The organism is Mesorhizobium opportunistum WSM2075 (assembly GCF_000176035.2).
Classification (GTDB): Bacteria; Pseudomonadota; Alphaproteobacteria; order Rhizobiales; family Rhizobiaceae; genus Mesorhizobium; species Mesorhizobium opportunistum.
Map to the genome: position 1 here is coordinate 3,468,267 of NC_015675.1, position 26,327 is coordinate 3,494,593.

Annotated in this window: 23 protein-coding genes, 1 pseudogene and 1 riboswitch; of the genes and pseudogenes, 20 read left to right on the plus strand and 4 right to left on the minus strand. The window is 63.6% G+C overall.

Annotated elements, in window-relative coordinates:
• Positions 1-20 precede the first annotated feature (20 nt).
• Entirely contained in the window at positions 21-335 is a 315-nt protein-coding gene (locus MESOP_RS16720) for a hypothetical protein (RefSeq protein WP_013894514.1), read from the minus strand.
• A gap of 184 nt (positions 336-519) precedes the next feature.
• Positions 520-633, plus strand: a riboswitch (TPP riboswitch).
• Here MESOP_RS16720 and MESOP_RS16725 point away from each other — a divergent pair.
• From MESOP_RS16725 to MESOP_RS35670, 4 genes and pseudogenes are all read left to right on the plus strand, one after another.
• Complete coding sequence (locus MESOP_RS16725) at positions 624-1,232, plus strand: YkoF family thiamine/hydroxymethylpyrimidine-binding protein (RefSeq protein ID WP_013894515.1); 609 nt, start codon at positions 624-626, stop codon at positions 1,230-1,232. (Overlaps the previous riboswitch by 10 nt.)
• 13 nt (positions 1,233-1,245) lie before the next feature.
• A complete protein-coding gene (locus MESOP_RS16730) occupies positions 1,246-2,094 on the plus strand; it encodes an ABC transporter permease (RefSeq protein ID WP_425339689.1) in 849 nt (282 codons plus the stop codon).
• Positions 2,091-2,843, plus strand: a pseudogene (locus tag MESOP_RS35665) (ABC transporter ATP-binding protein); the annotation flags it as partial. The gene MESOP_RS16730 and the pseudogene MESOP_RS35665, both read left to right, overlap by 4 nt.
• A gap of 6 nt (positions 2,844-2,849) precedes the next feature.
• A complete protein-coding gene (locus tag MESOP_RS35670; protein ID WP_041164751.1) occupies positions 2,850-3,866 on the plus strand; it encodes an ABC transporter substrate-binding protein in 1,017 nt (338 codons plus the stop codon).
• Between the two features lie 63 nt (positions 3,867-3,929).
• Here the strand turns inward: MESOP_RS35670 and MESOP_RS16745 are convergent, their stop codons facing one another.
• Together MESOP_RS16745 and MESOP_RS16750 are read right to left on the minus strand one after the other, a co-directional pair.
• Positions 3,930-4,685, minus strand: a complete 756-nt coding sequence (locus tag MESOP_RS16745; RefSeq protein ID WP_245264897.1) for a hypothetical protein — start codon at positions 4,683-4,685, stop codon at positions 3,930-3,932.
• 45 nt (positions 4,686-4,730) lie between these two features.
• Positions 4,731-8,849 carry a tetratricopeptide repeat protein gene (locus tag MESOP_RS16750; protein WP_013894519.1) on the minus strand — a complete coding sequence of 1,373 codons (4,119 nt, stop codon included), beginning with the start codon at positions 8,847-8,849 and terminating at the stop codon, positions 4,731-4,733.
• A gap of 224 nt (positions 8,850-9,073) precedes the next feature.
• Here MESOP_RS16750 and MESOP_RS16755 point away from each other — a divergent pair, with 224 nt between their 5' ends.
• From MESOP_RS16755 to MESOP_RS16800, 11 genes are all read left to right on the plus strand, one after another.
• On the plus strand, positions 9,074-9,769 hold the full coding sequence (locus tag MESOP_RS16755; RefSeq protein ID WP_013894520.1) for a methyltransferase family protein: 696 nt from the start codon (positions 9,074-9,076) through the stop codon (positions 9,767-9,769).
• Positions 9,770-10,122: 353 nt separating this feature from the next.
• Positions 10,123-10,287 (plus strand): DUF3309 family protein, encoded by a 165-nt coding sequence (locus MESOP_RS33745; protein WP_013894521.1) that lies wholly within the window; start codon positions 10,123-10,125, stop codon positions 10,285-10,287.
• A gap of 393 nt (positions 10,288-10,680) precedes the next feature.
• Positions 10,681-11,406, plus strand: coding sequence for a GntR family transcriptional regulator (locus MESOP_RS16760; protein WP_013894522.1), 726 nt, complete (start codon positions 10,681-10,683; stop codon positions 11,404-11,406).
• A gap of 3 nt (positions 11,407-11,409) precedes the next feature.
• On the plus strand, positions 11,410-12,459 hold the full coding sequence (locus MESOP_RS16765) for an ADP-ribosylglycohydrolase family protein (RefSeq protein WP_013894523.1): 1,050 nt from the start codon (positions 11,410-11,412) through the stop codon (positions 12,457-12,459).
• A complete protein-coding gene (locus tag MESOP_RS16770) occupies positions 12,456-13,433 on the plus strand; it encodes a PfkB family carbohydrate kinase (RefSeq protein WP_013894524.1) in 978 nt (325 codons plus the stop codon). The genes MESOP_RS16765 and MESOP_RS16770 overlap by 4 nt, the downstream gene beginning before the upstream one ends.
• 48 nt (positions 13,434-13,481) lie before the next feature.
• A complete protein-coding gene (locus MESOP_RS16775) occupies positions 13,482-14,543 on the plus strand; it encodes an ABC transporter substrate-binding protein (protein WP_013894525.1) in 1,062 nt (353 codons plus the stop codon).
• A 68-nt stretch (positions 14,544-14,611) separates the two neighbouring features.
• On the plus strand, positions 14,612-15,472 hold the full coding sequence (locus MESOP_RS16780) for an ABC transporter permease (RefSeq protein ID WP_041164755.1): 861 nt from the start codon (positions 14,612-14,614) through the stop codon (positions 15,470-15,472).
• 2 nt (positions 15,473-15,474) lie between these two features.
• Complete coding sequence (locus MESOP_RS16785; protein ID WP_041164756.1) at positions 15,475-16,263, plus strand: ABC transporter permease; 789 nt, start codon at positions 15,475-15,477, stop codon at positions 16,261-16,263.
• Positions 16,263-17,327, plus strand: a complete 1,065-nt coding sequence (locus tag MESOP_RS16790) for an ABC transporter ATP-binding protein (RefSeq protein ID WP_013894528.1) — start codon at positions 16,263-16,265, stop codon at positions 17,325-17,327. The genes MESOP_RS16785 and MESOP_RS16790 overlap by 1 nt, the downstream gene beginning before the upstream one ends.
• A 238-nt stretch (positions 17,328-17,565) precedes the next feature.
• Positions 17,566-18,816: an aconitase X gene (locus MESOP_RS16795; protein ID WP_013894529.1), complete on the plus strand. Its 1,251-nt coding sequence runs from the start codon at positions 17,566-17,568 to the stop codon at positions 18,814-18,816.
• Complete coding sequence (locus MESOP_RS16800) at positions 18,813-19,286, plus strand: aconitase X swivel domain-containing protein (RefSeq protein WP_013894530.1); 474 nt, start codon at positions 18,813-18,815, stop codon at positions 19,284-19,286. Before MESOP_RS16795 ends, MESOP_RS16800 begins: the two co-directional genes overlap by 4 nt.
• On the opposite strand, the gene MESOP_RS16805 is transcribed toward MESOP_RS16800, so the two are convergent.
• On the minus strand, positions 19,261-20,289 hold the full coding sequence (locus tag MESOP_RS16805) for a LacI family DNA-binding transcriptional regulator (RefSeq protein WP_013894531.1): 1,029 nt from the start codon (positions 20,287-20,289) through the stop codon (positions 19,261-19,263). The two genes, MESOP_RS16800 and MESOP_RS16805, sit on opposite strands and share 26 nt — an antisense overlap.
• A gap of 357 nt (positions 20,290-20,646) precedes the next feature.
• On the opposite strand from MESOP_RS16805, the gene MESOP_RS16810 reads away from it, so the two are divergent.
• From MESOP_RS16810 to MESOP_RS16830, 5 genes are all read left to right on the plus strand, one after another.
• Positions 20,647-22,260 carry an extracellular solute-binding protein gene (locus MESOP_RS16810; RefSeq protein ID WP_013894532.1) on the plus strand — a complete coding sequence of 538 codons (1,614 nt, stop codon included), beginning with the start codon at positions 20,647-20,649 and terminating at the stop codon, positions 22,258-22,260.
• 81 nt (positions 22,261-22,341) lie between these two features.
• A complete protein-coding gene (locus MESOP_RS16815) occupies positions 22,342-23,202 on the plus strand; it encodes a carbohydrate ABC transporter permease (protein WP_013894533.1) in 861 nt (286 codons plus the stop codon).
• Positions 23,199-24,158, plus strand: a complete 960-nt coding sequence (locus MESOP_RS16820; RefSeq protein WP_041164168.1) for a carbohydrate ABC transporter permease — start codon at positions 23,199-23,201, stop codon at positions 24,156-24,158. Before MESOP_RS16815 ends, MESOP_RS16820 begins: the two co-directional genes overlap by 4 nt.
• Positions 24,155-25,246 carry an ABC transporter ATP-binding protein gene (locus tag MESOP_RS16825; protein ID WP_013894535.1) on the plus strand — a complete coding sequence of 364 codons (1,092 nt, stop codon included), beginning with the start codon at positions 24,155-24,157 and terminating at the stop codon, positions 25,244-25,246. Before MESOP_RS16820 ends, MESOP_RS16825 begins: the two co-directional genes overlap by 4 nt.
• Positions 25,247-25,249: 3 nt before the next feature.
• On the plus strand, positions 25,250-26,311 hold the full coding sequence (locus MESOP_RS16830; RefSeq protein WP_013894536.1) for an ABC transporter ATP-binding protein: 1,062 nt from the start codon (positions 25,250-25,252) through the stop codon (positions 26,309-26,311).
• Positions 26,312-26,327: the final 16 nt, after the last annotated feature.

The following is a 26,327-nucleotide window of genomic DNA, read 5'->3' on the forward strand; positions in this document are numbered from 1 at the left end:
GTTTCTTCTCATTGCAAATCCTACTTGCCGCAATGCTTGTCGTTAACCGTCGGCGCGGTGGTACCCGGCGACATGCCATTGGCATCGGGCTGCGCGCCCTGCGGATGGGCAGGACAATTCCGATCCGCGTTGGAGTTCATATCATCCAGCGTGCCAGTCGTGCTGTTGGTCACCGACGGGTCGACGGTGTTGGGCGAAGCTGGCGTATTCGGATCGACCGTGACCGACCTGCCGCTACCGGCTCCGTTGGTGCCGCTTGTGTCATTGCTCTGCGCCATGGCCGATGCGGCCAGGCCGATGGTGAGCGTCGAAGCTGCGAGGATTTTCATGAACATGGTTTGTCTCCATTTTCTGTGAACTCGTCGCGTAGCGACTGGTGGGACAACCTCTCGGTCCGATGAAGGTTCCCGATAAATTCTCGCGCCGCCAGAGCCAATCGCTCCCACTCTGGCGCAATGCTTTTGGCGCAGTTCGCTGAAAAAAACGGCTTCCCCAATCGATCGAATGGTGCTTTAACGCGCCCATCCACAGGGGTGCTCCGTACGGTCGGGGCTGAGACGGGGGCGGCAAGCCCACAGACCCTAGAAGCTGATCTGGGTAATACCAGCGGAGCGAGGCGGGCTATGTTTTCAGGCGCACAGATTTCCCTATATCCCATGGCCGACGATTTCGTCGGCGTCATTTTGGGCGCGCTCGGTGCGCTCGATCCCTATCGTGACCGGCTCAGGATCGAGACCGACGACATCTCGACCTTGCTGGTCGGGCCGCCCGAAGTGCTGTTCCCGGCTCTGCGCGACCTGTTCGTGGCGGCCGCGCACAGCGGCAAGCATTGCGTTTTGTCAGCCGCCATTTCGCGTGGCTGCCCAGGCGAGCCGGACGATCCGATCTGCCGCTCCGAGGCCTTCGGCGGACCTGTCGGGCCGCTCTGCCCGCGCAAGGAAGCCGCCATCGCAGCCGTGCATGGCGCGGTCGCCACCGGCCAGCCGGCGGCGGCGCAATTCTCGCTTTATGTGATGGGTACTGGCGACCACATGGACGAGATCTATGGCTGCATCGATTTCTTGAAACAGTCCGGCGTCTACGATCGCTCCAAGAATTTCTGCACCAAACTGCGCGGTGATACGGGCGCGATCTTTTCGGCGCTCAACGAAGCTTTCTGCCGCTTCGGGCCGGGTGCCGGCCACGTAACCCTCGACGTCACGGTTTCCGCCAACAGCCCCACTGCTGTCTGAACCGCTCGCGCCGATGCGCGACCGTCAAGGTTGTCCTCTCGTGGTCTCATCGTCATTCAGCCGCCCGCGTCACCTCGCGGGCATCCTCGCCAAGGCAGTACCGGCCGTAATGTCGGTTGGGTTGCTGCTCGTGGCCTGGGAACTCTATGCTACCTATTCCGGCATCAAGCCGACGACGCTGCCGGCGCCCTCGCGTGTCTTTGAGCAGGCGATGCTCAATCGTGACGCGCTGGTCGACAACGCCATTCCCACCATCCGCGCCACGCTCATCGGTTTTGCCTTTTCGCTCAGCGCCGCTTTCGCGCTGTCGATGCTGGTCGACTTCTTCCAGCCGCTGCGGCGCGCGCTTTTTCCCGTCTTCATCATCAGCCAGACCTTGCCGCTGGTTGCGATCGCGCCGCTGGTGGTGCTGTGGTTCGGCTTCGGGCTGGCGCCGAAGATCATGCTGGTGGCGCTGGTTACCTTCTTCCCGATGCTGGTGGCGCTGGTCGAGGGCTATGAGGCAACCGAGCCCGAGATCGGCCAGATGCTACGCGCCATGGGGGCGGGGCGCTGGCGCGTCTTCGTGCTGGCGCGGCTGCCTTCGGCGCTGCCATATTTCTTCGCTGGCCTGCGGATCTCCATCACCTATGCCGTCGTCGGCGCCATCTTCGCCGAATATGCGGGTGCCGCCAAGGGGCTGGGCATCTACATGCTCAACGCCAAGAACAATTTTCGCCCCGACCTGGTGCTGGCCGCCGTCGGCGTCAGCGCCGCGCTTACTCTCATCCTGTTCGGATTGACGGTGCTGCTGCAGCGCTTGGCCATGCCCTGGGAACGGGCCGCGGGCAAGCAAGCCGCGGCAAAGGCGGCGCGGAGATGAGCCGGCTCGAATTGCGACATGTGCGCAAGGCGTTTGGCGGGCTCGACGTTCTTGCCGACATTTCGCTCAACGTCGGTGCCGGCGAATTCGTCTCGATCCTCGGACCGTCGGGCGCCGGCAAGTCGACGCTGTTCCAGCTTCTGACCGGCGCCGAACATGGCGAAGGCGAGATGTTGTTCGACGGCGTGCCGCTCGACGATCACGGCCGGCATTTTGCCTTCATGCCGCAGCGCGATGCGTTGATGCCGTGGCGGCGCATCCTCGACAACGCGACACTCGGGCTCGAAGTGCAAGGCATCAAGCGCAAGGCAGCACGGGCGCGGGTCGCGCCGCTGTTCGCCGAATTCGGACTTGTCGGCTTCGAGCGGCATTTTCCGGCGCAGCTTTCGGGCGGCATGCGCCAGCGCGCGGCGCTGTTGCGCACGGTTGTGCAGGAGCGCGACATGCTTTTGCTCGACGAGCCTTTCGGCGCGCTCGACGCACTGACCCGCGCCGCCATGCAGCGTTGGCTCGAGCAGATGTGGCGGCACCATCGCTGGACGGCACTGCTGATCACCCACGATGTGCGCGAAGCCGTATACCTGTCCGACCGCATCTATGTGCTGTCGGCGCGCCCGGCCCGTGTGCTGCGTGAGATCAGGGTGCCGTTGCCGCGTCCGCGCGACCCGACCGGTGCCGCCGCGCGCCAGGCCATCGCACTCGAGGCCGAGATCCTCGACATTTTGCTCAACCCTCAACCTCCAAAGGACATGACCATGACTGATCTGACGCGCCGGCAGGCCTTGCTGCTTACCCTCGCCAGCGGTCTTCCGCTGATCGCCGGACCGGGCCGCTCTTTCGCGGCGATGCAGAAAATCACCGTCGCTTTGGACTGGACGGTCAACACCAACCACATCGGGCTGTTCGTCGCCCGCGACAAGGGGTTTTATTCCGACGCCGGCCTCGAGGTCGACATTCTGCCCTACAGCGATACCGGCGCCGGCACGCTGGTCGCCAACCGTGTCGCCGATTTCGGCATCAACGGCACCATCAGCCTGTTCACCCAGAAAACCGCCGGAGCGGACTTGAAAGCCGTCTACGCCGTGGTGCAATCCGAAACCGGCCGGCTGGTGTTCAATGCCGCGCGCAGCGACATCAAGAGCCCGAAGGACCTTGACGGCCTGACCTATGGCGGTTTTGGCAGCGCCTGGGAAAACGCGCTGATCTCGACCATCATCCGCCACGATGGCGGCAAGGGCAATTTCGAAACGGTGACGCTCGGCACCTCCGCCTACGAAGCCCTTGCCAACGGCACCGTCGACTTCACGCTGGAGGTTTTGACCTGGGAGGGCGTCGAGGCGGAACTCAAAGGCGTCCATCAGCGCAGCTTCGTCTATGCCGACTATGGCGTGCCCGACGAGCACACGACGCTGATCTCGTCGAGCGAGGCGTATCTGTCAGCGAACCCTAAGCTTGCGGAGGCCTTCATCCAGGCGACGCAGCGCGGCTACCGGTTCGCCGTCGAGCATCCCGATGAAGCGGCCGCGCTGCTCATCACCGCCAACAAGGATGCGCTGACCAATCCGGCGCTGATCAAGGCCTCGCTGAAGGCGCTGATCGACGGGCACTATCTGCGCGCGGAAAACGGCGCCATCGGCACGATGGATCCGGCCAAGATGGACGCGATCGGCGACTATCTCTTCACAGCGGGCATTCTGCATGACGCCGATGGCAAGGTTCTGACGCAACGCCCTGATTTCACGAAGTATTTCAGCAATTCAACTCTGGGCTAAGGGGGCAATCCGGCTCTCGGAACTGATGGGTCCTCATCAATCGCGCGGATGCGCAGACCTCGGCTAATTCCGGGCGATCTCATAGAGCAAAGTTGTTTTGACGTGCCGCCCGGGCTCGCCCTGCAGTGAAAGAGCGGATGTATATAGTTTCGCGACTGCCGGGCAGAGACCTTCGAATTCCGGGCTGACATTGGCAATTGCATTCATCTCGGTGGGAGTGCCGCCAGCGTTGATGAAGGCGTCGGCCAGCAGTGACCAGTCCTCATCGCTGGCTGAAGCGGCAGCCAGACCGCTCTTCTTCGCTGCGCCGAAGGCGTGGAACAGGGTGGCTCCGATCTTGTCCATGTCGGTCAGGAAATCCCGATCCGGCATGCTGAGCGCGTCCGGCCCGTTGCGAAGGTAGTTGTTGCAAGTGACTGGGGCTTCCCGCGCCATGATATGGTTGAGCATGGCCAATTGTGCACGCAGCGCCTCGGCGGCATTGCTGTCTGGGGACGAAGACAGCAGGGATGCGTATCTTCGCCTGAGGCCGGCGACCGCCATCCTGCTCGTGTTTCGCACTTGCTCCACGCTTCCAAGTCTGGCCACGGCAGTGATCTTTTCCACGACGGCGTCATAGTCGTCTGGAAACTCCTGCTGGATTGCCATGAATATCTGGCTTCCCTGGCTCTGAATCTGTTCGCTCACCTGAGCTGTGGTCAGGGTCTGCGGATCGGGCGAGCCCGCCACTGTCTGGTAGAGATATTTGCCGCCGGCAAAGCCGAGCGCCCAAGGCAATATCTTTACCGCAACGAAAGACAAAGCGGCGACCGCCGCCACGCCCAAGCTTCTCCAACGCGCCATCGCCGACCCTCCCTAAACTGTCTATTTCCCGCCGAGGCTCAGCGCTTTCTTGCGGTCGGCCTCGGCACGCTTGTGGTTGCCCTTGGCGTCCCACGCCTTGCTGCGCACTTTGTAGGCGGTGGCGAAATCTGGTTTGAGCTTTATCGTCTGGCTGAGATCGGCGATGGCCCCGTCATAGTCCGCCTTGCTGATCCGGATCACGCCCCGGCCCAAATAGGCGAAAGGGTTCTTGCGGTCGAGGCCGAGCGCCTTTTCGAAATCGCGCAGCGCTGCGGCGTCCTCATGTCTACCCATCCATATGAGGCCCCGATCGGCATAGACCTTTGCGTCCCTGGTATTGAGACTGATGGCCTTGTCGTAGTCCGCAAGCGCACCGTCGTAGTCTCCCTGGAAACCGAGGTTCTGGCCGCGGTCGTAGTAGGTCTCGGCAAGATTCGGATTGAGCGCGATCGCCTGGCTGTAGTCAGCGACGGCATGAGCGTAGTCCCGCTTGGCCTCCCAGGCCATTGCTCGGGCCAGATAGGCGTCGTGGAACGCCGGAAAGAATGCAATCGCTTTGCCGTACAGGGCTATGGCGCCGTCATAGTCGTTCTTCTCATGCAGCGTCCAGCCCTTGCTGAACGCCTGCGCGGCTGGCGAAGCGCTGCTTGGCTTGGCCGGCGCCTCGCCAACGGCTTTGCCTGGCATCTTCGAGGCGTTCGCTTTCGCCGCCATGGCGATCTGGCGGCCCTTGCGGGCGAGGGCAAGCTTTGGATCGAGCCTCAGCGCTTGATCGTAGTCGGCAATGGCCTGGTCGTACTCGCCCTTGGTGAACCAGACGCTGCCGCGCCCGAAATAAACCGGAGCATATTGCGGGTCGAGTTCGATCACGCGACTGTAGTCCGCGATGGCACGATCCAGTTCGTTCTTTTTGCTCCAGGCGACGGCGCGGCCGATGTAAGCGTCGACATAAGCGGGATAGAGTTCAATAACCTTGCCATAGTCCGTGATGGCTGCGTCATATTTGCCTTTCGCGACAAGCGACGTACCGCGGCCGACATAGGCCGAGGCTTTCCTTGGATCGAGGGCGATCGCGCGGCTGTACTCGGCGATGGCACGATCGTATTTGCGCTTCCCGTAGAACGCATTGCCACGATCCATGAAGGCTTGGAGGTTCCTGGGATCCGAACCGACGGCGAGCGGCGCGGCGCCGCCTTTCTTCAAGGCGGCCACGGCCGCCTTGCGGGCGACCGCGTAGTCCGGATTGCCCGGATAGAGTCTTATCGCCTGGTCGAAATCGGCAATCGCGCCGCTGTAATCCTTGCTATCGGCCCGTTCTATGCCGCGCCCGTAGTAGCTGGGGGCATCCTTGGCATCGATCTCGATCGCCGCCGAATAGGCTGTGATCGCTCGCTGGGAATCGCCATTCACGTGCCATGCCATGCCCATGCAGAAATAGGCATCCACCAGCTTCGGATCGAACGCGGCGGCCCGACCGCAATCGGCGAGGGCACCTTCGGCATCCTCGGTGGTGGCCTTGGCCATGCCTCGGCGAACATAAGCAGAGACCATATTTGGCAGGAGCTCGATCACGCGGTCATAGTCGTCAATCGCCCGATCATAGGCGCGCTTGTCGTCCCAGGCGTTGGCGCGGCCGAAATAGGCGAGGGGGCTGTCGGGGTCGAGCGCGATCGCCTTGCCATACGCGCTGATTGCCTGGTCATACTTGCCGGCATCCGACAGGCTGTCGCCCTGCCGTACCGCGGCCAGAACGCGCGGGTCAGTCGCCTGAATGAGCTTCGCCATCTCAGCGGTCGAAAGCCTGGCCTCGGGCTGGCTATCATTGTCGACGTCCTGCAGGACCGCAGGTTCGGCGCCGGGTTGCAGCTCGGCTTTCGTCGCCACCGCTGCCCTGCGGCTGGCGAGATAGTCCGCATTGCCTGGATCAAGCCCGATCGCCTTGTCGAAATCGGCAATGGCGCCGTCATAGTCTTTCCTGCCGGCCCTAGCCATGCCGCGCCCGTAATAGCTCGCGTCATCCTTCGGATCGATCTCGAGCGCCACCGAATAAGCGGCAACCGCGCGGGCAGCGTCGCCCTTCGCTTGCCATGCCATGCCCTTGCAGAAGTATGCGTCACGCGCCTTTGCATCGAGTGTTGCAGCCCGGCTGCAATCGGCAAGCGCGCCCTCGGCATCGCCTGACGTAACCTTGGCGAGACCCCGGCGAAAATGCGCCGCGGCAAAATTGGGGGCGAGTTCGATGACCTTGTCGTAGTCTGCGATCGCCTGCTTGTAAGCGCGTTTGGCAGCCCAGGCCTTGCCGCGGCCGAAATAGGCAAACCGGTCGTTCGCATCGAGCGAGATCGCCTGGTTGTAGGCGCCGATCGCCTGATCGTACTTGCCCATGTCCAGGAAGGCATCGCCGCCAAGGACCGCTTCCAGGGTTTGCGGATCGGTCGCCTCCATGGCCCTCGCGGCCAGCGTGTCTTGTATGGCCGTAATATTCGGAACGACGGCTCGAAGCTTCGGCCGTTGTGTGTCTGGCGGTGGAGCCGACTTGCTCTCATTGCCCGCAACCCGTTCACTGCAGCTTGCCGCCCGCTTTGGATCGAGTTCGGCGGCGCGACGGCAATCCGCCGCAGCACCGGCCGTATCGCCCTTCAGTGCCCTGGCGCCGGCCCGGCTGAAATAGGCTTCAGCGCTCTCCGGATCAAGGCTGATCGCCTTGTCGAAATCGAGAAGCGCGCCTTCGACACCATACTTTGCAAGCCGCGTCTCGGCGCGCTCAAGCAAGGCTTTTGCGGCTGCCGGGTTTCTTGTCTCCGTGACAGCCGGCGAAGCTGTTTCGCCAGGAGCGCGTTGGCTGCAAGAGCCTGCGCGCTTCGGGTCGAGTTCGACGGCGCGCCGACAGTCTGTGGCGGCAATGGCGTGGTTTCCTTGCGATGCCTCGGCGAACGCCCGGTCGTAAAAGGCTTCGGCATTGTAAGGATCCAGCTGGATCGCGAAGCTGAATGAGTCTATCGCGCCCGCGACGTCGCCTTGCATCTGCTGCTCCAGCCCCCGTTTGAGGTTCCAGGCAACGCGTTCGGAGTGATCCTCTTTGGGGTATAGTTGTAGCGGTTCGTACACCGGGGATGCGCCAGGATTGAGCGATTGCGACACAGCCGGCGCCTTTGTGCCGACCGGTCCTGGGTCACAAAGACCTGCCTTCTTCGGATCGAGCTCGATGGCCTTGCGGCAATCGGCGACTGCACCGACGGTGTTGCCGCTGCGAGCGCGCGTGAGCGAACGGCCGAAATAGGCGTCGGCGTCCGTCGGTTTGAGGGCGATCACCTTGTCGAAATCGGCGATGGCGCGGTCGTCGTCGCCGCTGTTGGTCAAGGCAACGGCTCTGTTGTAATAGCCGTCGATGCTGGTGGAATCGAGCCCGACCGCCCGATCGGCGTCTGCAAAGGCACGAGCCCAGTCGCTCTTGGCGATCCAGGCGGCGCTGCGACTGGCATAGGCATCCACGCTCTCGGGATCGAAGCCCGTGGCCGCGTCGAAATCGGCGATGGCAAGGTCGAAGTCGCCCCTGGAAGCGCGGGCTATGCCGCGGTTGACATACGCCTGGACATCCCGCGGATCGCTCCGGATCGCCTCGCCATATTCGGTGATCGCCCGGTCATGGTCGCCCTTTTGCTGCCAGACCACGCCAAGATTGTTGTGCGCTTTGCCATTGTTCGGATCGGCCGCGATCGCCTGTTCGAAATCGATAATGGCCGCGTCGGTCTTGCCTTTGCGGAAGAAGGCCAGGCCACGGCTGTAGTAGGGATCACTCGAGTCCGGCTCGAGACTGATGGTGACGTTGAAGTCAGCAATGGCGCGGTCGTTTTCCCCCTTGTTGTACCAGGCAGTCCCGCGGTTGAAATAGGCGATAACGCGGTTCCGCGACGACTCCGTCTTGTCCTCGGCAATCGGCGTGCAGGCGGCAATGAGTTGGTCGGCATCGACCTTGCCGTCGCTGAAGCAGACGGCGTAGTCCTTGCCGGCGCCGAGCGCGGCCGTGTTCAGTGCGAGAAAAGCGGCAAGGCCTGCCGGCCACCCTCGGCGCAAAGCTCTCGCCAGCAAGCACGATCCGATCGCGGCGGCGACCAGTCCCGCAGCCTTCCAGCTCACCATTCGCCGGTCCTCCCCCGAAAACCTTTGATCCGTTTCAATGACAATCGACTTATTGTTCTTTATTTGTTCCAAAAATGCAAGCATAAATTGCAATACAGCTGAGACGATCGGCACTTCCTGGTGCTCGCACCCCTTTCGGAGGCCCTATTTAGTGCCGATCTGAGCTTCTCGGTTAACGGCCCGGCAATGGTTGCGTGCAAAGGTCACCCGGAGGGATCATTGGGGTGCTTGGCTTGCTCATGTCTAAAAGTGAAACCCTTTCGAGCGCCAATGAGAGCGGGATTCTGTCCGCGGCCCGAAAGCGTGAAATCCTGATCGACCTGCGCGAAGGCTTCTTTCGTGTGTGTGCGTTGGCCTTTGCTGGCATGTTCGTCTACCGCGGCGTATCCCATCTCATCGAGGATCCGACCCGACTCAACATTGCGTTGCTGGCAATCTCCGAGGTGCTCACCTTCACATGGCTGATGCTGTCGCGGCGCCCGGTGACACGCGACTGGAACCCGCTCACCGTGATTGTCACCATGATTGCCAGTTTTGGCGCCGGCTTCATCACGCTGGAACCGGGAGCGGCCATCATTCCGGTGTATGTCGCAGCCCCGCTGCAGATACTGGCGGTGTCGTTTGTCATTTGGGGGAAAGCATCGCTGGGGCGTTCGTTTGCCTTGCTGCCCGGCAATCGCGGCGTGATGACCGGCGGTGCCTACCGCCTGGTACGGCATCCAATCTATGCCGGCTACCTTGCCGGCCATATCCTGTTCCTGCTGTCGGCCTTCTCCTTCTACAATCTCGCTGTCTACGCCGTGATAACCTATCTTCAGCTTTACCGAATCCTGCGTGAAGAGGCCCTGCTGGCGGCGTTGCCGGAATACCGCGACTACATGAGCCGCGTGCGCTACAGGCTGTTCTACGGGATCGCCTGATAGTTCCCGTCCCAGACGGAAGCCAAACTGCTTCGGACTGACTGAGGCCGTTTGGAATCTTTTGCCCTGGCCGGCATTGGAAAGCGTTTTCCGCGCTTGCGGTGCCTAAGGACATGGCGCCCGCGTCAGCTCTGCCTGCTGATCGCACACCGCTGAGGCCAGAGTGCCGGGATCCTGGCCCGCCGGTTGGAAAGCCCGCCGCCCAGGCGGGCTCTCTGCGTTTCTCGATGCCGGTTGTTGCCGTGGCATCAAGCCATCCGGCGGAACGCAAATGCCCCAGAGGCGTTCATCTCCAGGCAACATCGCCAAGCGTGACGTGAGATCGGCACGCAGGCGCACAGGGAGCGGGAACCATGAGCTTAGGCACCATACTCATCATCATTCTTGTCATTGCGCTGCTTGGCGGCTTCAGCGGGCTCGGCGGCGGACCGTTCTACGGAACCGGTTATTATGGTGGCGGCGGGCTCGGCCTTGTGCTGCTGATCATCATCATCCTTGTTCTGCTCGGGCGTATCTAGCGGTGCGGTTCCGCCGTCGTCAGTCGCTCGCATTCTCGTGACCCCATCGGCAGGGCCGCGCACCGCATTGTGATGAAAGCAGGCCGGCTTGTGATCCGGCATTTCGTGCGACTGAGGTATGGTGATTTCGGTCCACACCCCCCGTGGAAACAAGAGGAGAGGGTCCCACCCCTTGTCCTCCTCCAAGGCCCGCCCCGGCATCCCGGAGCGGGCTTTCTTTTTTCGCCTAGCGGTGTGTCGTCCGCGATCGCGGACACTTTCTGGCAGAGCGCTACGAGGCCTTCCTTCATGGCGGTCCGTATCGTCGAGAAACATCCACCTGCCAATCGTTGACACAATTGCCGCATCGAGATATTGAACAGGACTATACAGGTTTACTGAACAGGTACGCATATGAAGCGGCGCGCGGTTCAATTGTCTCCCGGCACGGGAAAGCCCGAGCAGATCGCCACCGTTCTCGAACATGAAATCCGTTCCGGCGTGCTCGGCTTCGGCGACCGGCTGCAAAGCGAGAACGAGCTCGTCCAGCGCTTCTCCGTCAGCCGCAACACGGTCCGCAAGGGGCTCGAGGAGCTGTCCAGCCGCGGGCTGATCACCACAAAGGTCGGCATCGGTTCCTTCGTCACTTTCGATGGCAAGCCGGTCGACGATGCCATCGGCTGGTCGCGGGCGCTGGCCAATGCCGGCGCCAATGCCGAGACGCGGACGCTGCGGCTGGAGGTTATCGAGGACGCCGATCTGGCTGCCATGCTGGAGATCGAAAGCCCGTTCTTCATTGCCGTCGACCGGGTGCGCACCAATGCCAGCGACGGCCATGCAATCTCCATCGAGCGCAGCCGCCTGCCGTTATCGCCCGAGCTGGAAGACGTGCCGCTTCGCGGCCTGCGCGAAGGCTCGCTGCACCAGACGCTGCGCGCCGCCGGCCTCATTCCCGACCATGGCGAGGAATGGGTGGGCATCGAGATGCTCAATGCGGAGGACGCCGCCATCCTCGGCTGCCCGCAAGGTACGCCTTTCCTGCGCGGCCGCCGATTGACCCGCGCCGCCGATGACCGGCCGATCGAATATGTCACCAGCCTGCTCAACCCGGCGCATTTCGCGCTGCATATGAGGTTCTGAGCGATGCCGGATAGCACGACACTCGATCGGGCGATGGGCGCGTTTGTCGGCGGAGCGCTGGGCGACGCGCTCGGCATGCCGACGCAGCTTCTGTCACCGGCCCGGATTGCCGAACTCCACGGCCATGTCGAGGATTTCATCGCGCCTTTCGCCGACCATCCGGTGTCGAAGGGACTTCTGGCCGGAACCATTACCGACGATACCGAACAGGCGCTGCTGCTCGGCCGCATCCTCGTCGAATCGGGCGAGCGCTTCGACCATGCGCGTTGGGTCAACGCGCTGCTCGACTGGGAGCGCGAGGTCAAGGTACGCGGCAGCTACGATCTCTTGGGGCCGTCGACCAAGCGCGCCATCGACGCCATCAACAATGGCGTGCCGGCGGAAGAGGCGGGGCGCAGTGGCGATACCAATGGCGCGGCCATGCGCATCGCCCCGGTCGGCATCATGATGCCGCTGGAACCGCTGGACGCGTTCGTCGCCAAGGTAGCCGAAACCTGCCGCGCAACGCACAACACGTCGATCGCCATCGCCTCGGCCGCTGCCGTTGCGGCGGCCGTCAGCCGTGGCATCGCCGGTGGCGACTGGCGCGCCGCATCCGACAGCGCCGTCGCGGCGGCGAGGCGAGGGGCAACGCTCGGCCATTGGGTGACCGGTGGCGACATCGCAGCTCGCATTGTCTGGGCGCAGGATATCGTGCGCGGCAAGACGAAAAGGGATGCGATCCGGATGATCATCGATCTGGTCGGCACCGGCGTCGCCAGCCAGGAATCGGTTCCGGCAGCCTTCGCTGTTCTGGAAGTCGCGGGCGGTGATCCCTGGCGGGCGGCGGTCATCAGTGCCAATCTCGGCGGCGATACCGACACGATCGGCGCCATCGCCGCCGGCATGGCGGGTGCCTGTGCCGGCTTCTCGCGATTGCCACGGCAGCGTGTCGCTGATCTCAAGGGCTTCGACATGGCGGACGTTCGCGCACTGGCAGCCGATCTCGTCGCGGCAAGGGTGGCAAGGAGCGGTGCGCAGAAAACGGGCTCCGGCAAGGACGCCGCGGCATGAGCGGGCGTCTCGTCCATGTCGGCAGCGCGGTGGTCGATCATGTCTACCGCATCGATGCCTTGCCGACGCCAGGCACCGAGAAGACCGCGTCGAGCTACGCGCAGGTCGCCGGCGGCGGTTTCAACATGATGGTCGCGGCCAGCCGCACAGGCATGAAGGTGGTGTTCGGCGGGCAGCTCGGCAGCGGACCGAATGGCGACTTCCTGTGCGCGGCCTTTGCCACGGAGGGGATCGAGACCCTGACACCGCCATCGCCGGTCATGGACAGCGGCAATTGCGTCGCCATGATCTCGAGCGACGCCGAACGCACGTTCGTGTCGTGGCCGGGGGCGGAGAGCACTCTCAGCCTCGACATGATGACGCCGGTGTCGGTGGCACCGGGGGATTGGGTGTTCACGTCAGGCTATACGCTGAGCTATCCCAACAGCCGCGACGCACTCACCGACTGGATCGAGGCGCTGCCGGCGCAAACGCCTTTTGTCTTTGATCCGACACCGATCGTCTCAGACATTCCACGCCCCATCCTGTCGCGGGTGCTTGCCCGCACGACATGGCTGAGCTGCAACATGACGGAAGCGGTCGAGATTGCCGGTCAGGGCGATGTCGAGAGCCTCGCGACTCGGCTGCTTGCCGATCATTGTCCTCGGGCCGATGGTGTCGTCATCCGCAGCGCCGCCAAGGGCTGCCATATCAGGTTGGCAACGGGTTCGGCCCAAACCATTCCAGGTTTCAAGGTGGCGGCGGTCGACACCAACGGCGCCGGCGACACCCATATCGGCGCTTTCGTCAGTGCGCTGTCGCGCGGCGTGCACTGCTTTGAGGCAGCGCGCTACGCCAATGCGGCGGCCGCCATTTCGGTTACCCGCCATGGCGGCTCGTCGGCGCCAAACGATGCGGAAATCCAGACTTTCCTGAGCCAGGCCGCCGCGACCGGCACGCCGGGCCAGAACCAGAAGGCCCATCAGACAGCCTGAACAGCCTGACAAGCCCGGGAAGCGGGCAAACCAAAGAGAGGAACCAACATGCGCATGCCAAGACTGACTGCTCTCTTGACGGCGACCGCCGTCTTCACCACCGCGCTCACGCTGGCCGCCAGTGCCGCCGAAGTGCATGTGCTCAACTGGAAGGGCTATGGCGCTGACGAGCCGTGGGCCGTCGAGGCCTTCGAAAAGGCGACCGGCAACAAGGTCGTCAACGATTTCTTCAATTCCGAACAGGAAATGCTGACCAAGATCCGGACCAATCCCGGTCTCTATGACGTGGTCATGATCAACGCCGCTTTCAACGACCAGGCGATGGCGGAAAAGCTGATCCAGCCGATCGACACCTCGAAGCTGCCGAACTATGCCGACATCAGCAAGGACAAGGCCGGTTCGCCAATGCTCGACCATGACGGCAAGGTCTATGGTGTGCCGTGGGTGTGGGGCCTGACGGCGCTCGCCATCAATGAAAAATCCTTCGACAAGCCGCCGACCAGCATCGCCGAAATGTGGGATCCCGCACACAAGGGCCGTGTCGTCATCCGCGACGACGCCGTCGAGGCGGTGCAGTTCGGCGCCATCGCCACCGGCCAGAACATCAACGACATCAAGGACATGGACGCGGTCAAGACGAAGCTCACCTCGCTGATGCCGCAGATCAAGACTTTCTGGAGTTCGGAAAACGACTGGAACCAGATGGTCGCCTCCAACCAGATCGACATCGGCACCTACTGGAGCGGCTCGGCCGACCGCGCCAAGACGCACTTCAAGCTGCCGGTCTCGCTGGTCATTCCGCAGGAAGGCGCCGTCGCCTGGCTCGATGCGTTTTCCATTCCGGTCGGTTCCAAGAATGTCGCGGGCGCGGAGGCTTTCATCAACTACATGATCGACCCGAAATTCTATGTCGAATGGGTCACCAAGGTCGGCGCGCCCGTGTCGGCCAACACCAAGGCGGTGGACGCGCTGCCCGAGGATGCCTTCAACCGCAAGGTGATGGGCGATCCCGAGGTCGCCAAGCGCATCCAATTCCAGGCGCCGATCACCGACAAACAGCGCGAAGCCTATCTGGCGCTGTGGCAGCAGCTCAAGGTCGACGTGAAGTAAATAGCAGACGTCAGGGCCGGCCGGCGATCTTCGCCGGCTGGTTCTTCAGCCCTGGGGAGGAGTGCATGATGGCAGGTGCGGCCGCGTCGCGCAGCGGGCTGAAATCGGCGCTGCCGCTACTGGCGCCAGCCTATCTCTGGCTGACCGTGGCGATCTTCCTGCCGCTCTCGGCCATGGTCTTCTTCTCCTTCATGACCGACCTGCCGCTGTCGGGAAAGCCGTGGGCCTTCACTCTTGGCAACTATGCCGCCTTCTTCTCGCAAAGCCTCTATTTGACGCTGCTGCTGGCGTCGCTGCGCCTCGGCCTCGAGGTGACGCTGTGGTGCATCGTCATCGGCTATCCCGCGGCCTATGTGCTGGCCAAGGTGCTGAAGGGCCGCAGCCGCGAGGCGATTTTTCTCCTCGTCATCCTGCCGTTCTGGTCTAATGGGCTGGTGCGGATCTTCTCCTGGGCGATGGTGCTGCGCGAGGGCGGCATCCTCGATACGGCGCTCAACGCGGTGCTGCCGTTCAAGATCAACATCGATCTGATGTATTCCTATCCAGCCGTCATCATCGGGCTGGTGCACTCCTACGTGCCCTACATGGTGCTGACCTGCTATCTCACTCTGCAGGCCATCGACGACTCGCTGATCGAGGCCGGGCGCTCGCTCGGCGCCTCACGGCTGCAGGTGCTGAAGCGGGTGATCATCCCGCTGTCGATGCCGGGACTGGTGGCGGGCGCGGCGCTCATCTTCGTGCCGGTTGTCGGCTCGTTCATGGAGCCGCGCATTCTGGGCGGCCGCACCGGAACCTTCTACGGCACGGTGATCGAGGACCAGTTCGTCGCCGTGTTCAACTGGCCGCTGGGCGCGGCACTCTCCTTCATCCTGCTGGCCGTCGTGCTGGTTATCCTGGCGGTTGCCTCTCCGGTGTTGCGGAGGGCCTGATGATGATGACGACCCGCATCCTGGAATGGTTCGGCCGCCTCTATGTCGGGCTGCTGCTCGCCTTCCTCTATCTGCCGATCATCATCATGGCGCTGATGTCGTTCAACGTCTCGCCCTTCTACCAATTGCCGTTCGAATGGACGACCGAGTGGTATGCCTCGCTGTGGCAGAACGACCAGCTGATCGCGGCCACCTGGAACAGCCTTGAGATCGCCGTCATCACCACCATCATCAGCGTGGTGCTGGGCTCTGCCGCGTCGCTGGCGCTCTACCGCTATGAATTCCGTGGCAAGAAAGTGCTGCAGGCGCTGCTGTTTCCGCCGATCGCCATTCCCTGGCTGATCACCGGCACGGCGATGCTGATCTTCTTCTTCGGCGTCGGCATCGGGCGCGGCCTGTTCGCCATCCTGCTCGGCCATGTCGCGCTTGCGCTGCCCTATGTCATCGTCGTCGTCTCGGCACGGCTGCAGACCTTCGCGCCCGAACTGGAAGAGGCGGCGCGTTCGCTCGGCGCCAACCAGTGGCAGGTGACCAACCGCGTCACGCTGCCCTGGATCATGCCTGGCGTCATCGCCGGCGGGCTGTTTGCCTTCGCGGTGTCGTTCGACCAGTTCGTCGTCTCCTATTTTCTGGCGACGCCTGGCCAGACGACGCTGCCGGTCGAAATCTACGCCGCAATCCGCAAGGGTTTTACGCCCGAGATCAACGCGGTCTCGACAATCATCATCGTGGTGTCGATGGCGCTGATGCTGCTGACGGCGCGCTTCTTCAAATTCGGCGGAGAGAAATAATGGCCGGCGTGCAGGTATCGAACATCTCGCGCAGCTTTGGCGCGCACAAGGCGCTGGACGATGTCTCCATCGATTTCGCCGATGGCGGTTTCTATGCGTTGCTCGGGCCGTCGGGCAGCGGCAAGACCACGCTGCTGCGCCAGATCGCCGGCTTCGATTTTCCCGACTCCGGCCGCATCGCCATTGGTGGCGAGAGCGTCGAACGGGTGCCGGTTGAGAAGCGCCGCATCGGCATGGTGTTCCAGAACTACGCGCTGTTTCCCAATATGAGCGTCGCCGACAATGTCGCCTTCGGCCTGTCGGTGCGTGGCGAGGCCAAGGCGGTGATTGCCACCGAAGTGCAGCGCGCGCTCGATCTCGTGCAATTGGGCAAGCTCGGCGGCCGCCGGCCGCATCAGCTCTCCGGCGGCCAACGCCAACGCGTGGCGCTGGCGCGGGCCATCGTCACCAAGCCGCGCGTGCTTTTGCTCGACGAGCCGCTCGGCGCGCTCGACAAGGCGCTGCGCGTCGACATGCAGATCGAACTGAAGCGCATCCAGCGCGAGATCGGCATCACCACCATCTTCGTCACCCACGATCAGGAAGAAGCGCTGACGATGAGCGACCGCATCGGCATACTGCGCGACGGCAGGCTGGTGCAGGAAGGGCCGCCGGAGGAGATCTACGACCGGCCGAAAAGCGAATTCGCAGCAACCTTCCTCGGCGACGCCAACATCTTTCGCGGCGATTCGACCGGCAACGGCATCCGGCTGCCGGACGGCACGGCGATCGCCGCCGGCGTGGGCGCGACGCTTGCGGCCGGCGCGAAGGCCAGTTGCGCCGTTCGGCCCGAGCGCATTCGGATTGCCACGGATGCAGGCATTTCGGACGGCGATGCCAATAGCCTGAAGGGTCAGGTCTCCAAGCGCATCTTCGCCGGCAACAACAGCACCTACTTCGTCGAGCGGGCCGGCCAGACGCTGAAGGTCATCGTGCAGAACACCGGCGCGGACAGGCTGGCGGAAGGGCAGGATGTGGTGCTGCGCTGGTCGCCGGAGAGTACGGTGCTGATCGCGGCGGGGTAGGCCGCGCGGTTCGATAACTGGGACTGTTGGCGTTCCTTCGCACCCCCCTCTGTCCTGCCGGACATCTCCCCCGCAAGGGGGGAGATTGGCGGTTCCAGCGTCGCTGCCCTTTCTCCAACGTCGAAAATTTGCGAAAGCGGTGAGGCCTGCCAATCTCCCCCCTTGCGGGGGAGATGCCTGGCAAGGCAGAGGGGGGTGCTGTCCCTCCGTCCTTTCTGATTGCGAGCCCGGAGCTACAATGACCCTGGAACTGAGCGCGCGCGACCGATCCATGCTCGACGGCGAGCAAGGCCCATCCGCGGCTGCCGCCATGAAGATTCTCGTCGCCTTCTCCAACGCCGTCGGGGCGGACGGCCTGCTCGACATTACCAGCGCCCACATCGATGGATGCCTCTACCACGGCAAGGCCGGCCTCGATTTCGTCGAACGGCTCGCCGAGGGCGGCGGGCGTGTCAAGGTGCCGACGACGCTCAATGTCGGCTCGTTCGACCTCATCCATCCGGGCATGGTGAAGATGCCGGCAGCGGAGGAGGTGCCGGCGCGGCGGCTGATGAAGGCGCATATGGAACTTGGCTGCCAGGCGACGTTCACCTGCGCGCCCTACCAGACACGGTTCCGGCCCGAATTCGGTCAGCAGATCGCCTGGGGCGAATCCAACGCCATCGTGTTCGCCAATTCGGTGATCGGGGCGCGCACCAACCGCTATGGCGATTTCATCGACCTGTGCTGCGCCATGACTGGACGCGCGCCGGCTTGGGGCCTGCATCTGAGCGAAAACCGGCGCGGCCGCATCCTGTTCGAATTGGACGTTCCTGATCCGGAGCCGAGCGACAGCCTGTTCGTCGGCGTTGGGCTGATCATCGGACAAGCCAGCGGCGATCGAATTCCGGTGATTGCCGGCCTGCCGCAGCCGCGCGACGAGGACCAGTTGAAGGCACTCGGTGCTGCGGCGGCAACGACGGGTGCTGTGGCGCTGTTCCATGCGGTCGGCATCACGCCGGAAGCCGGAACGCTCGGCGAGGCGTTTCATGGCGAGGCGCCGGAGGAGACGATCCGCATCGGCCGTTCCGATGTCGACCGTGCGCTGGCCAGGCTATCGACGGTGCCGGATGGCTCGCGGCTCGCGGCGGTCTCGTTGGGCACACCGCATTTCTCCCATGAGGAATGGATGCGCCTGTTGCCGCTGCTGCGCGAGGCAGCGCCGGGCAGGGGCATCCCGATCTATGTCAACACAGGCCGCGCGACACTGACACGGCTGCAGCAAGAGGGCGCCCTGGCTGGGATGGAGGCGTTCGGCCTGGTTCCGGTTGCCGACACCTGCACCTATGTCACCTCGATCATGGAACGGCTTGACGGCGTGGTGATGACCAATTCCGGCAAATGGGCGCATTACGCGCCGGGCAATATCGGCGTGACGGTCGCCTTCGCCGACATGAAGGATTGCATCCGTTCCGCCGCGGTCGGCCATGTCGTGCGGAGCGGCACATGACACAACTGGCGGAAGCGTTTGAAAGAGCAGGCATCTTTCAGCTGGCCGGCGAGGCCGAAGGTCGGGCGCTGGCGTTTTCGCAGCCGCTCAGTTTCTGGGGCGGGATCGATGCGGAGACCGGAGACATCGTCGACCATTCGCATCCGGGGCTAGGCCAGAATGTCGCCGGCAAGATCCTGGTCATGCCGAGCGGGCGCGGCTCGTCATCTTCCTCCTCGGTGCTGGCCGAGGCGATCCGCAAGGGCACGGCGCCGGCCGGCGTTCTTCTGGAGCGGCCGGACCCGATCCTGGCGGTGGGCGCCATCGTCGCCGAGTTTCTCTATGGGATACGCATGCCGTTGGTGGTGTGTGACATTGCCGGCATTGAGACTGGTGACAGGATCGCGATCGGCTCAGGCGAGAATGGCCGCGCGACCACCAGGGTTCAAACAGAAAGGCAGCCGCTCAGATCTCCGGGATGTTCTCCTTGAAGATCACCTGCAGCCTCGGCTGGTGCAATTCGTAGGCCAGTCCCCGGACCGCATGGGTCAAGGTGTTGAGCGCCTCGCGGGCCTCGACGCGCGGGTTTTGGTCGATGACCGCGTCGAGCGTGCCGTCGAGCAGCAGGTCCTTGGTGCCGTCCGTCACCTCATGGCCGAGGAAGACCATGGATTGCGCGCGGCCGTGCTCCTTGAGCGCACGCGCAATGCCGGTGTTGCCGGCGCCGACATTGTAGATCGCGGCAAGGTCGGGATGCCGTTCCAAAAGCGCCGATGCTTCCGAATAGGCCTTTTCGCGGTCGTCCAGCATTTCGCGCATTTCGACGATCTCGAGATTGGGCGATTCCTCGGTCAATATGTGCCGGAACCCCATCTCGCGTTCCTCATGGCCGCGATAGGAGAGCGAGCCGGCGAACAGCGCCACCTTGCCGGGACGTTCCGACCCCATGAAGCGGTTGAGCAGATAGCCGGCCAGCCGGCCGGCGGCGCGGTTGTCGATGCCGATATAGGCGACCCTGGGCACATGCAGGATGTCGGAGGCGATGGTCACCACCTTGACGTCGTTGGCCGACAGCGAGCGGATCGCCTCGCGCACCGTCGGATGGTCGAGCGCGATGACGCCGACGCCTTGCGTCTGTCCCCGCAGATCCTGCAGCAGGCGGGCGAGCCGGTCGGGATTGAAGCCCTCTATGGTGGCGATGTGGACGTCGAGATCGGGTCGCGCCAGGGCCTGCGCCTCGATGTGGCGGTGCAGCATCTTGATGAAGGAATTGGTGCCGGCCGGCAGTGCGAAGTCGAGCCGGATGACCTCGCTGGGCGAAGGCCGTGGAGGCGCTCCGTTCGGGCTGTCGGCGATGTAGCCGAGGCGCTGCGCCATTTCGAGCACGACCTCGCGGGTGCGCGCCCGCACGCCGGGCCGATTGTTGAGCACGCGGTCGACGGTGGCGGCGGAGACGCCGGCTTCCCGGGCTATGTCAGTCAGGGTGGAACGCACCGTCTTTCATCTCCTCGACGCATCAGGATCACACATTGTCCGCGGCCGGCCTGATGGCAACGGCTCCTCGCTATCCGCGATTCTGATGGGAAATGATGTATCCGGCCTTGGCCGATGCGCAAGCCGTCGGGCTAAATCAAGTCGCCCGGCACGACGACACCGGGGCGGGAAGATACATTTCCCATCAAATCGAGGCACAGGAAGCGCTGTATGGGCCTTGGTATGACGCATTTCCTCGCCTCATTGCGATGTTGTGAGGTATTTTGATTATTTATGATGTTGACAGCCTTCCGATCCTGCCGTCAATATCCCTCATGGGCTCGTGGAGGAAACATTGGCCCTGAGGGAGGAATTCCAATGTCTGATCTGATCCGCATGTCGCGACGCCGATTGTTGGCGTCCGGAGGAAAGGCGGCGGTGTTCGTAGCCGCGGCAGGTATCGCACCCCAATTCATCCGTCCCGGCCGTGCCTATGCGGCGGACGCGCTGGCGCCGGGCATGATCGGCGGCCCGACCGGTTTCGAGGGCGCCGAGCGCTACCAGTATGGCGCCGACACGCCGGAAGGCCGCGCTATCGAGGCGGCCAAGGCGCTGAAGGGCGCCGGCAAGGCGCCGGCCAAGATCGTGCTCGGCCTGTCGGACGGCTCGATCGGCCAGCTCACGCAGCCTTTCCCGGCTGGCGCGCCGTCGATCAAGGAACTGTGGGAAAAGGAAACCGGCATTCCGATCGAGATCGTCGGCCTGCCGAACGGCCAGGAATTCACCAAGACGATGCAGGACATCTCCACCAAGGGTGGGGCCTATGACATCTATTCGACCGAATGGAACCGCCTCGGCGATCTCGCCGAGACCGGCGGCATCGCCAAGCTCGACGACTTCGTCGCGCAGTACAAGCCTGAGTGGGACGACCCCAAGACCGGCTATGTCGACGGCACCAAGGGCGTGTCGCTGCTCAACAAATACCGTGGCTCGAACTATGGCGTGTCGCTGGACGGCGACTTCCAGACCTGGGTCTATCGCACCGACCTGTTCGGCGACGCCGCCGAGCAGAAGGCGTTCAAGGACAAATACGGCTACGATCTGGCGCCGCCGAAAACCTGGAAGCAGCACGGCGATATCGCAGCCTTCTTCCAGCGTCCGGACAAGGGCCTGTTCGGCTCGACCGACCTGCGCAACCAGGGCTGGGGCTACACCAATTGGTACCAGCGCTATGTCTCGATGGCCTCGCCCAACCAGTTCCTGTTCGGTGACGACGGCAAGCCGCTGATCAATTCCGAGCACGGCATCGCCGCCGCCAACGAATATGTCGAATCGCTCGTCCATCACTCGCCGGATGCGATCTCGTGGGGCTGGCCGGAGCAGTATGGCAATTTCGCCAAGGGCGGTGCGGCGATGACCTGCGCCTTCTCCAACCTGCCGAAATTCCTCGACAATGCCGGCAACAAGGATTCGGCCGTCACCGGCAAGATCGGCTCGATGCTGCCGCCCGGCCGCGAGATCGACGGCAAGCTGATCAGCCGCTCCGTGCTGTGGTTCTCGCTGACCGGCATGGTCTCGTCGCAGTCGAAGAACCAGGAAGTCGCCTATCTCCTGCTGCAATGGCTGGGCTCGGCCCGCATCTATGCCTGGATGAGCGCCAATCCCGGCGGCTATCTCGATCCGTTCCGGCTTTCGGATTTCTCCGATCCGCTGGTGCGCCAGACCTACCATGCCTACCACATGGACGTGGTGCGCGAGACGGTCGCCCGCACCGTCCCGACCATCAACTATCCCGGCGCCACCGCCTTCCACAACGCACTGGACGAAAACCTCATGGCCTCGCTGACCAAGGCCAAGACCGCGGAGCAGGCGATGGCCGATACCGAAGCCGAGTGGAAGAAGATCGCCCGGCGCATCGGCGAGGACAAGCTGCTGGAAGCCATCAGAACCAACAAGGAGGCCTGGCCGACCGTTCTCGATCCCATCAGCTGATCCGTCTCCCTGGATCAGACCGGAGGGGAAGGGCGAAAGCTCTTCCCCTCCGCAGTCAACGCCACCAGCAAAAGCAGCCAGATGAAGCGTTCCGTTCCATTCGAGATATTCCGCTACGCCGCGATCCTCGCGGCGATGGCGGTGACGCTGGTGCCGATCCTGTGGATGGTGTCGATGGCCTTCAAGCCGATCGCCGAATGGTCGGCGACGGGCGCCGACCTGACATGGTGGCCGAAGAACCCGACGCTCAGCAATTTCCAGTTCGTGTTCGGCGAGTCCACCAACAGCCTCATCGTGGCGCTCGACCGCACCGCGCTGAAGCCGATCCTGTCGTCGCTGCTGTCGGCTGTGTTCGGCACCGCGATCGCCATGTCGGCGGGCACGGCGGCGGCCTATGGGCTGTCGCGCTTCGGCTCGGGACAGAACCTGCCGCTGGCGCTGATCCAGCTCAGGCTGTTTCCGCCGATGGCGGTGATGATCCCGGTGATGATCATGTGGGCGTTCCTGAATTTCACCGACAGCTGGTGGGGCCTGGCGCTGATCTACGGCATCGTCACCTTGCCGTTCGCCTTCTGGCTGATGAAGACCTTCTTCGACGACATGCCGCGCGAGATCGAGGAAGCCGCCCTGGTCGAGGGCTGTTCGCGGCTGCGTGTCTTCACCCGCATCACGCTGCCGATGATGCGCGCGCCGCTCGCCAGTGCCGCACTCTTCGTCTTCATCCTCAACTGGTCTGACTATCTGATCGCGCTGCTTCTGACGACGCGCGAATGGGTGACGATCCCCGTCTACATGGCCTCGCTGTCGTCCTCGATGACCGGCCAGCTCTATGGCGCCAAGGCAGCGCTTGGCCTCATCGCCGCCGTGCCGCCCGTCATCATGGGAATCGCCATCCAGCGTCATCTGGTGCGTGGGCTGATTTTTGGGGCGCTCAAGCAATGAGCGCGGTGACCGTGACTGTTTCGGAGGACGAAATGGGTGCCGCGCGTGCGAAGCCGGCCCTGCGGGACGAGGGCGCGCGGCTGGGATTCCGGCTGACCCTGCCGGCGCAGATCCTGGTGCTGTTCATCTCCGTCTTTCCGCTCTTGATGCAGCTCTACATCAGCGTCACCGACTGGTCGCCGCTCTCGGGCATCGGCTGGTGGAACGCCTGGGAGATGTGGAACAGTTTTGCCAACTACACCGACCTTGCCGCCGATGCCCGTTTCTGGAGCGCGCTGAGGCGCACGGCGATCGTCATGGTCGTCTGCGTGCCGGCCGAATTCCTGTTGGGTCTCGCATTGGCGACGCTGTTCGCCGACGATTTTCCGGGCAAGCGCATCTTCTATTCGATCTTGCTGATGCCGATGATGGTGGTGCCGGCGGTGGCCGGCTACATGTTCTTCATGCTGTTCCAGTCAGGCGGCCCGGTGAACGACATCCTGTCCACCATCACGGGTACACGCGTCACCATTGCCTGGCTTTCGGACCCGACGCTGGCGCTGATCGCGGTGATGATCGCCGATATCTGGCAGTGGACGCCACTGATGTTCCTCATCCTGCTCGCCGGCCTGGTCGGCGTGCCGGAGGACCAGATCAAGGCGGCGACACTGCTCGGCGCCAATCCGTGGCAGCGTTTCGTCACCATCGTGCTGCCGAAGATGAAGACGATCATCATCATCGCGCTGGCGATCCGGGTGATCGAGAACTTCAAGATCTTCGACACGCTCTACATCATGACCGGCGGCGGCCCCGGCGTCGCCACGGAAACGATCTCGGTCTACATCTACAAGGTCACCACGCAGGATCTGATCTGGGGCTATGTCGCGGCTATCGCGCTCGCCATCCTGATCGTGCTTTCCATCGTTGCCGTGTTCGCCATGAAGCGGATGGCGCGAGCAAGGCAGGTGCCGGCATGAGCACGATCCAGCTGCGTAACCTCACCAAAACATTCGGCGATTTCACCGCGCTGAAGACCATGGACCTCGAAATATCCGATGGCGAGTTCATGGCGCTGCTCGGACCCTCGGGCTGCGGCAAGTCGACGACGATGAACATGATCGCCGGCATGGAAGAACCGACCAGCGGCAAGATCCTGTTTGGCGAGCGCGACATGGCCGGCGTGCCGATGGGCCGGCGCGGCGTCGGCTTCGTGTTCCAGAACTACGCCATCTTCACCCACATGACGGTGCGCCAGAACCTTGCCTATGGCCCGAGGATGCGCGGCGCGGACAAAGCCGAGATCGACCGCCGCGTCGGCGCCATTGCCGAGCTGCTGCAACTGGCGCCGCTGCTCGACCGCAAGGCCGACCGGCTCTCGGTCAACATATTGCAGCGCGTGGCGATCGGCCGCTCGGCCATCATGGAGCCTGCGATCTTCCTGCTCGACGAGCCGCTGTCCAATGTCGATGCCGCCTTCCGGGCTGTGATGCGCACCGAGCTGAAGCAGCTACAGCGCCAGTTCAGGCAGACCATGGTCTACGTCACTCACGACCAGCTCGAGGCCATGACCATGGCCGACCGCATTGCCGTGATGGATCATGGCGTGCTGCAGCAGGTCGGCACCCCGCTCGAGGTCTACAACAACCCAGCCAATGTCTTCGTCGCCCGCTTCATCGGCGCCCCGGGCATGAACCTGCTCAAGGGCAGGCCGGCGGAGAGCGACCGCGGGCTGGTCATCGATCTCGGGCCGCTGGGTGTGACGCCGCCATTGCCGGACGATCTGGCAGCCACCGTGCGCGGTGCACGCGGCGACGTACTCTACGGCTTCAGGCCCGAACAGGTAGCTTTGGCGCAGGGCGCGCGCGGGCTCGCCATGCCTGTCACCTTCGTCGAGCGGATCGGTGCGCGCACCATCGTCCATCTCGGCGAAGGCGAGGGCGCCGTGAAGGCGGTGTTCGACAATGATGTCGGGCTGTCGATCGGGCAGATGGCTGTCGTCGCGCCCGCGGCTTCGTCGGTGCGTGTCTTCGACGCCGCCAGCGGCCTTGCGATGAGGGTGGGCTGAGCCATGGCCGACATCATCTTCCGCAATGTCACGAAACGCTATGGCGCAACGCTTGCCCTCGATGACGCCTCGTTCACCATCAACGACAACGAGTTCTTCTGCTTCTTCGGGCCGCCGCTGTCGGGCAAGTCGACGATCCTGCGCCTGGTGCTCGGGCTTGAGACGCCGGATGCCGGCGAAATCCTGATCGGCGGCAAGCCGGTCAATACGGTATCGCCGGCCGAGCGCAATGTGGCGATGGTGTTCCAGAACCTGGCGCTGTTCCCGCATATGAGCGCGCTGGACAATGTGCGTTTCCCGCTGGTCGAGCGCCGGGTCGCCGAGACCCAGATCGAAAAGCGCGTCGCCGATGTCGCCGCCAAGCTGCATATCGGTCACATCCTGCACAAGCCGCCGGCGCAGCTTTCGGGCGGCGAGCGGCAGCGCGTGGCGATCGCGCGGGCGCTGGTGCGCGACCCCAATGCCTATCTGATGGACGATCCGATCTCGGCGCTCGATGCCAGGCTGCGCGAGGAAACGCGGGTCGAGCTGAAGCGCATCCAGCGCGAGCTCGGCAAGACGCTTATCTATGTCACCCACGACCAGGAAGAGGCGATGTCGATCGCCGACCGCATCGCCATACTGGACACTGGCACGATCAGGCAGATCGGTGCGCCGGCCGAGATCTACGACCGACCGGCCAGCACCTATGTGGCGCGGCTGCTCGGTTCGCCTGTCATGAACATCCTGAAATCGGCGCGCGGCGAGGGCGGCGTCGAGGCGGCTGAAGGCACGATCCAGATTGCCGACAAGGCTGCCCCCGTTGATGCTGTCGAGATTGGGCTGAGACCGGAAGACATCAAGGTTAGACCGTGGGGCGATGGAGGGCCGGGCCACCCGGCGCGGGTGTTCGAGGTCGAGCCGCTCGGCGGCTATACCGTGGTGACGCTCGCCGCCGGGCAGGCGCGGCTGAAGGCACTGTTGCGCGGCCAGCCCGACATCAGGCCCGATGCGATGGTGGCGATATCCTGCGAGCCGGCCCGCGTGCATTATTTCGGGCAGAGCGGAGGCGCGTTGGCGAGATGATTGCGGCCGCGAGGAC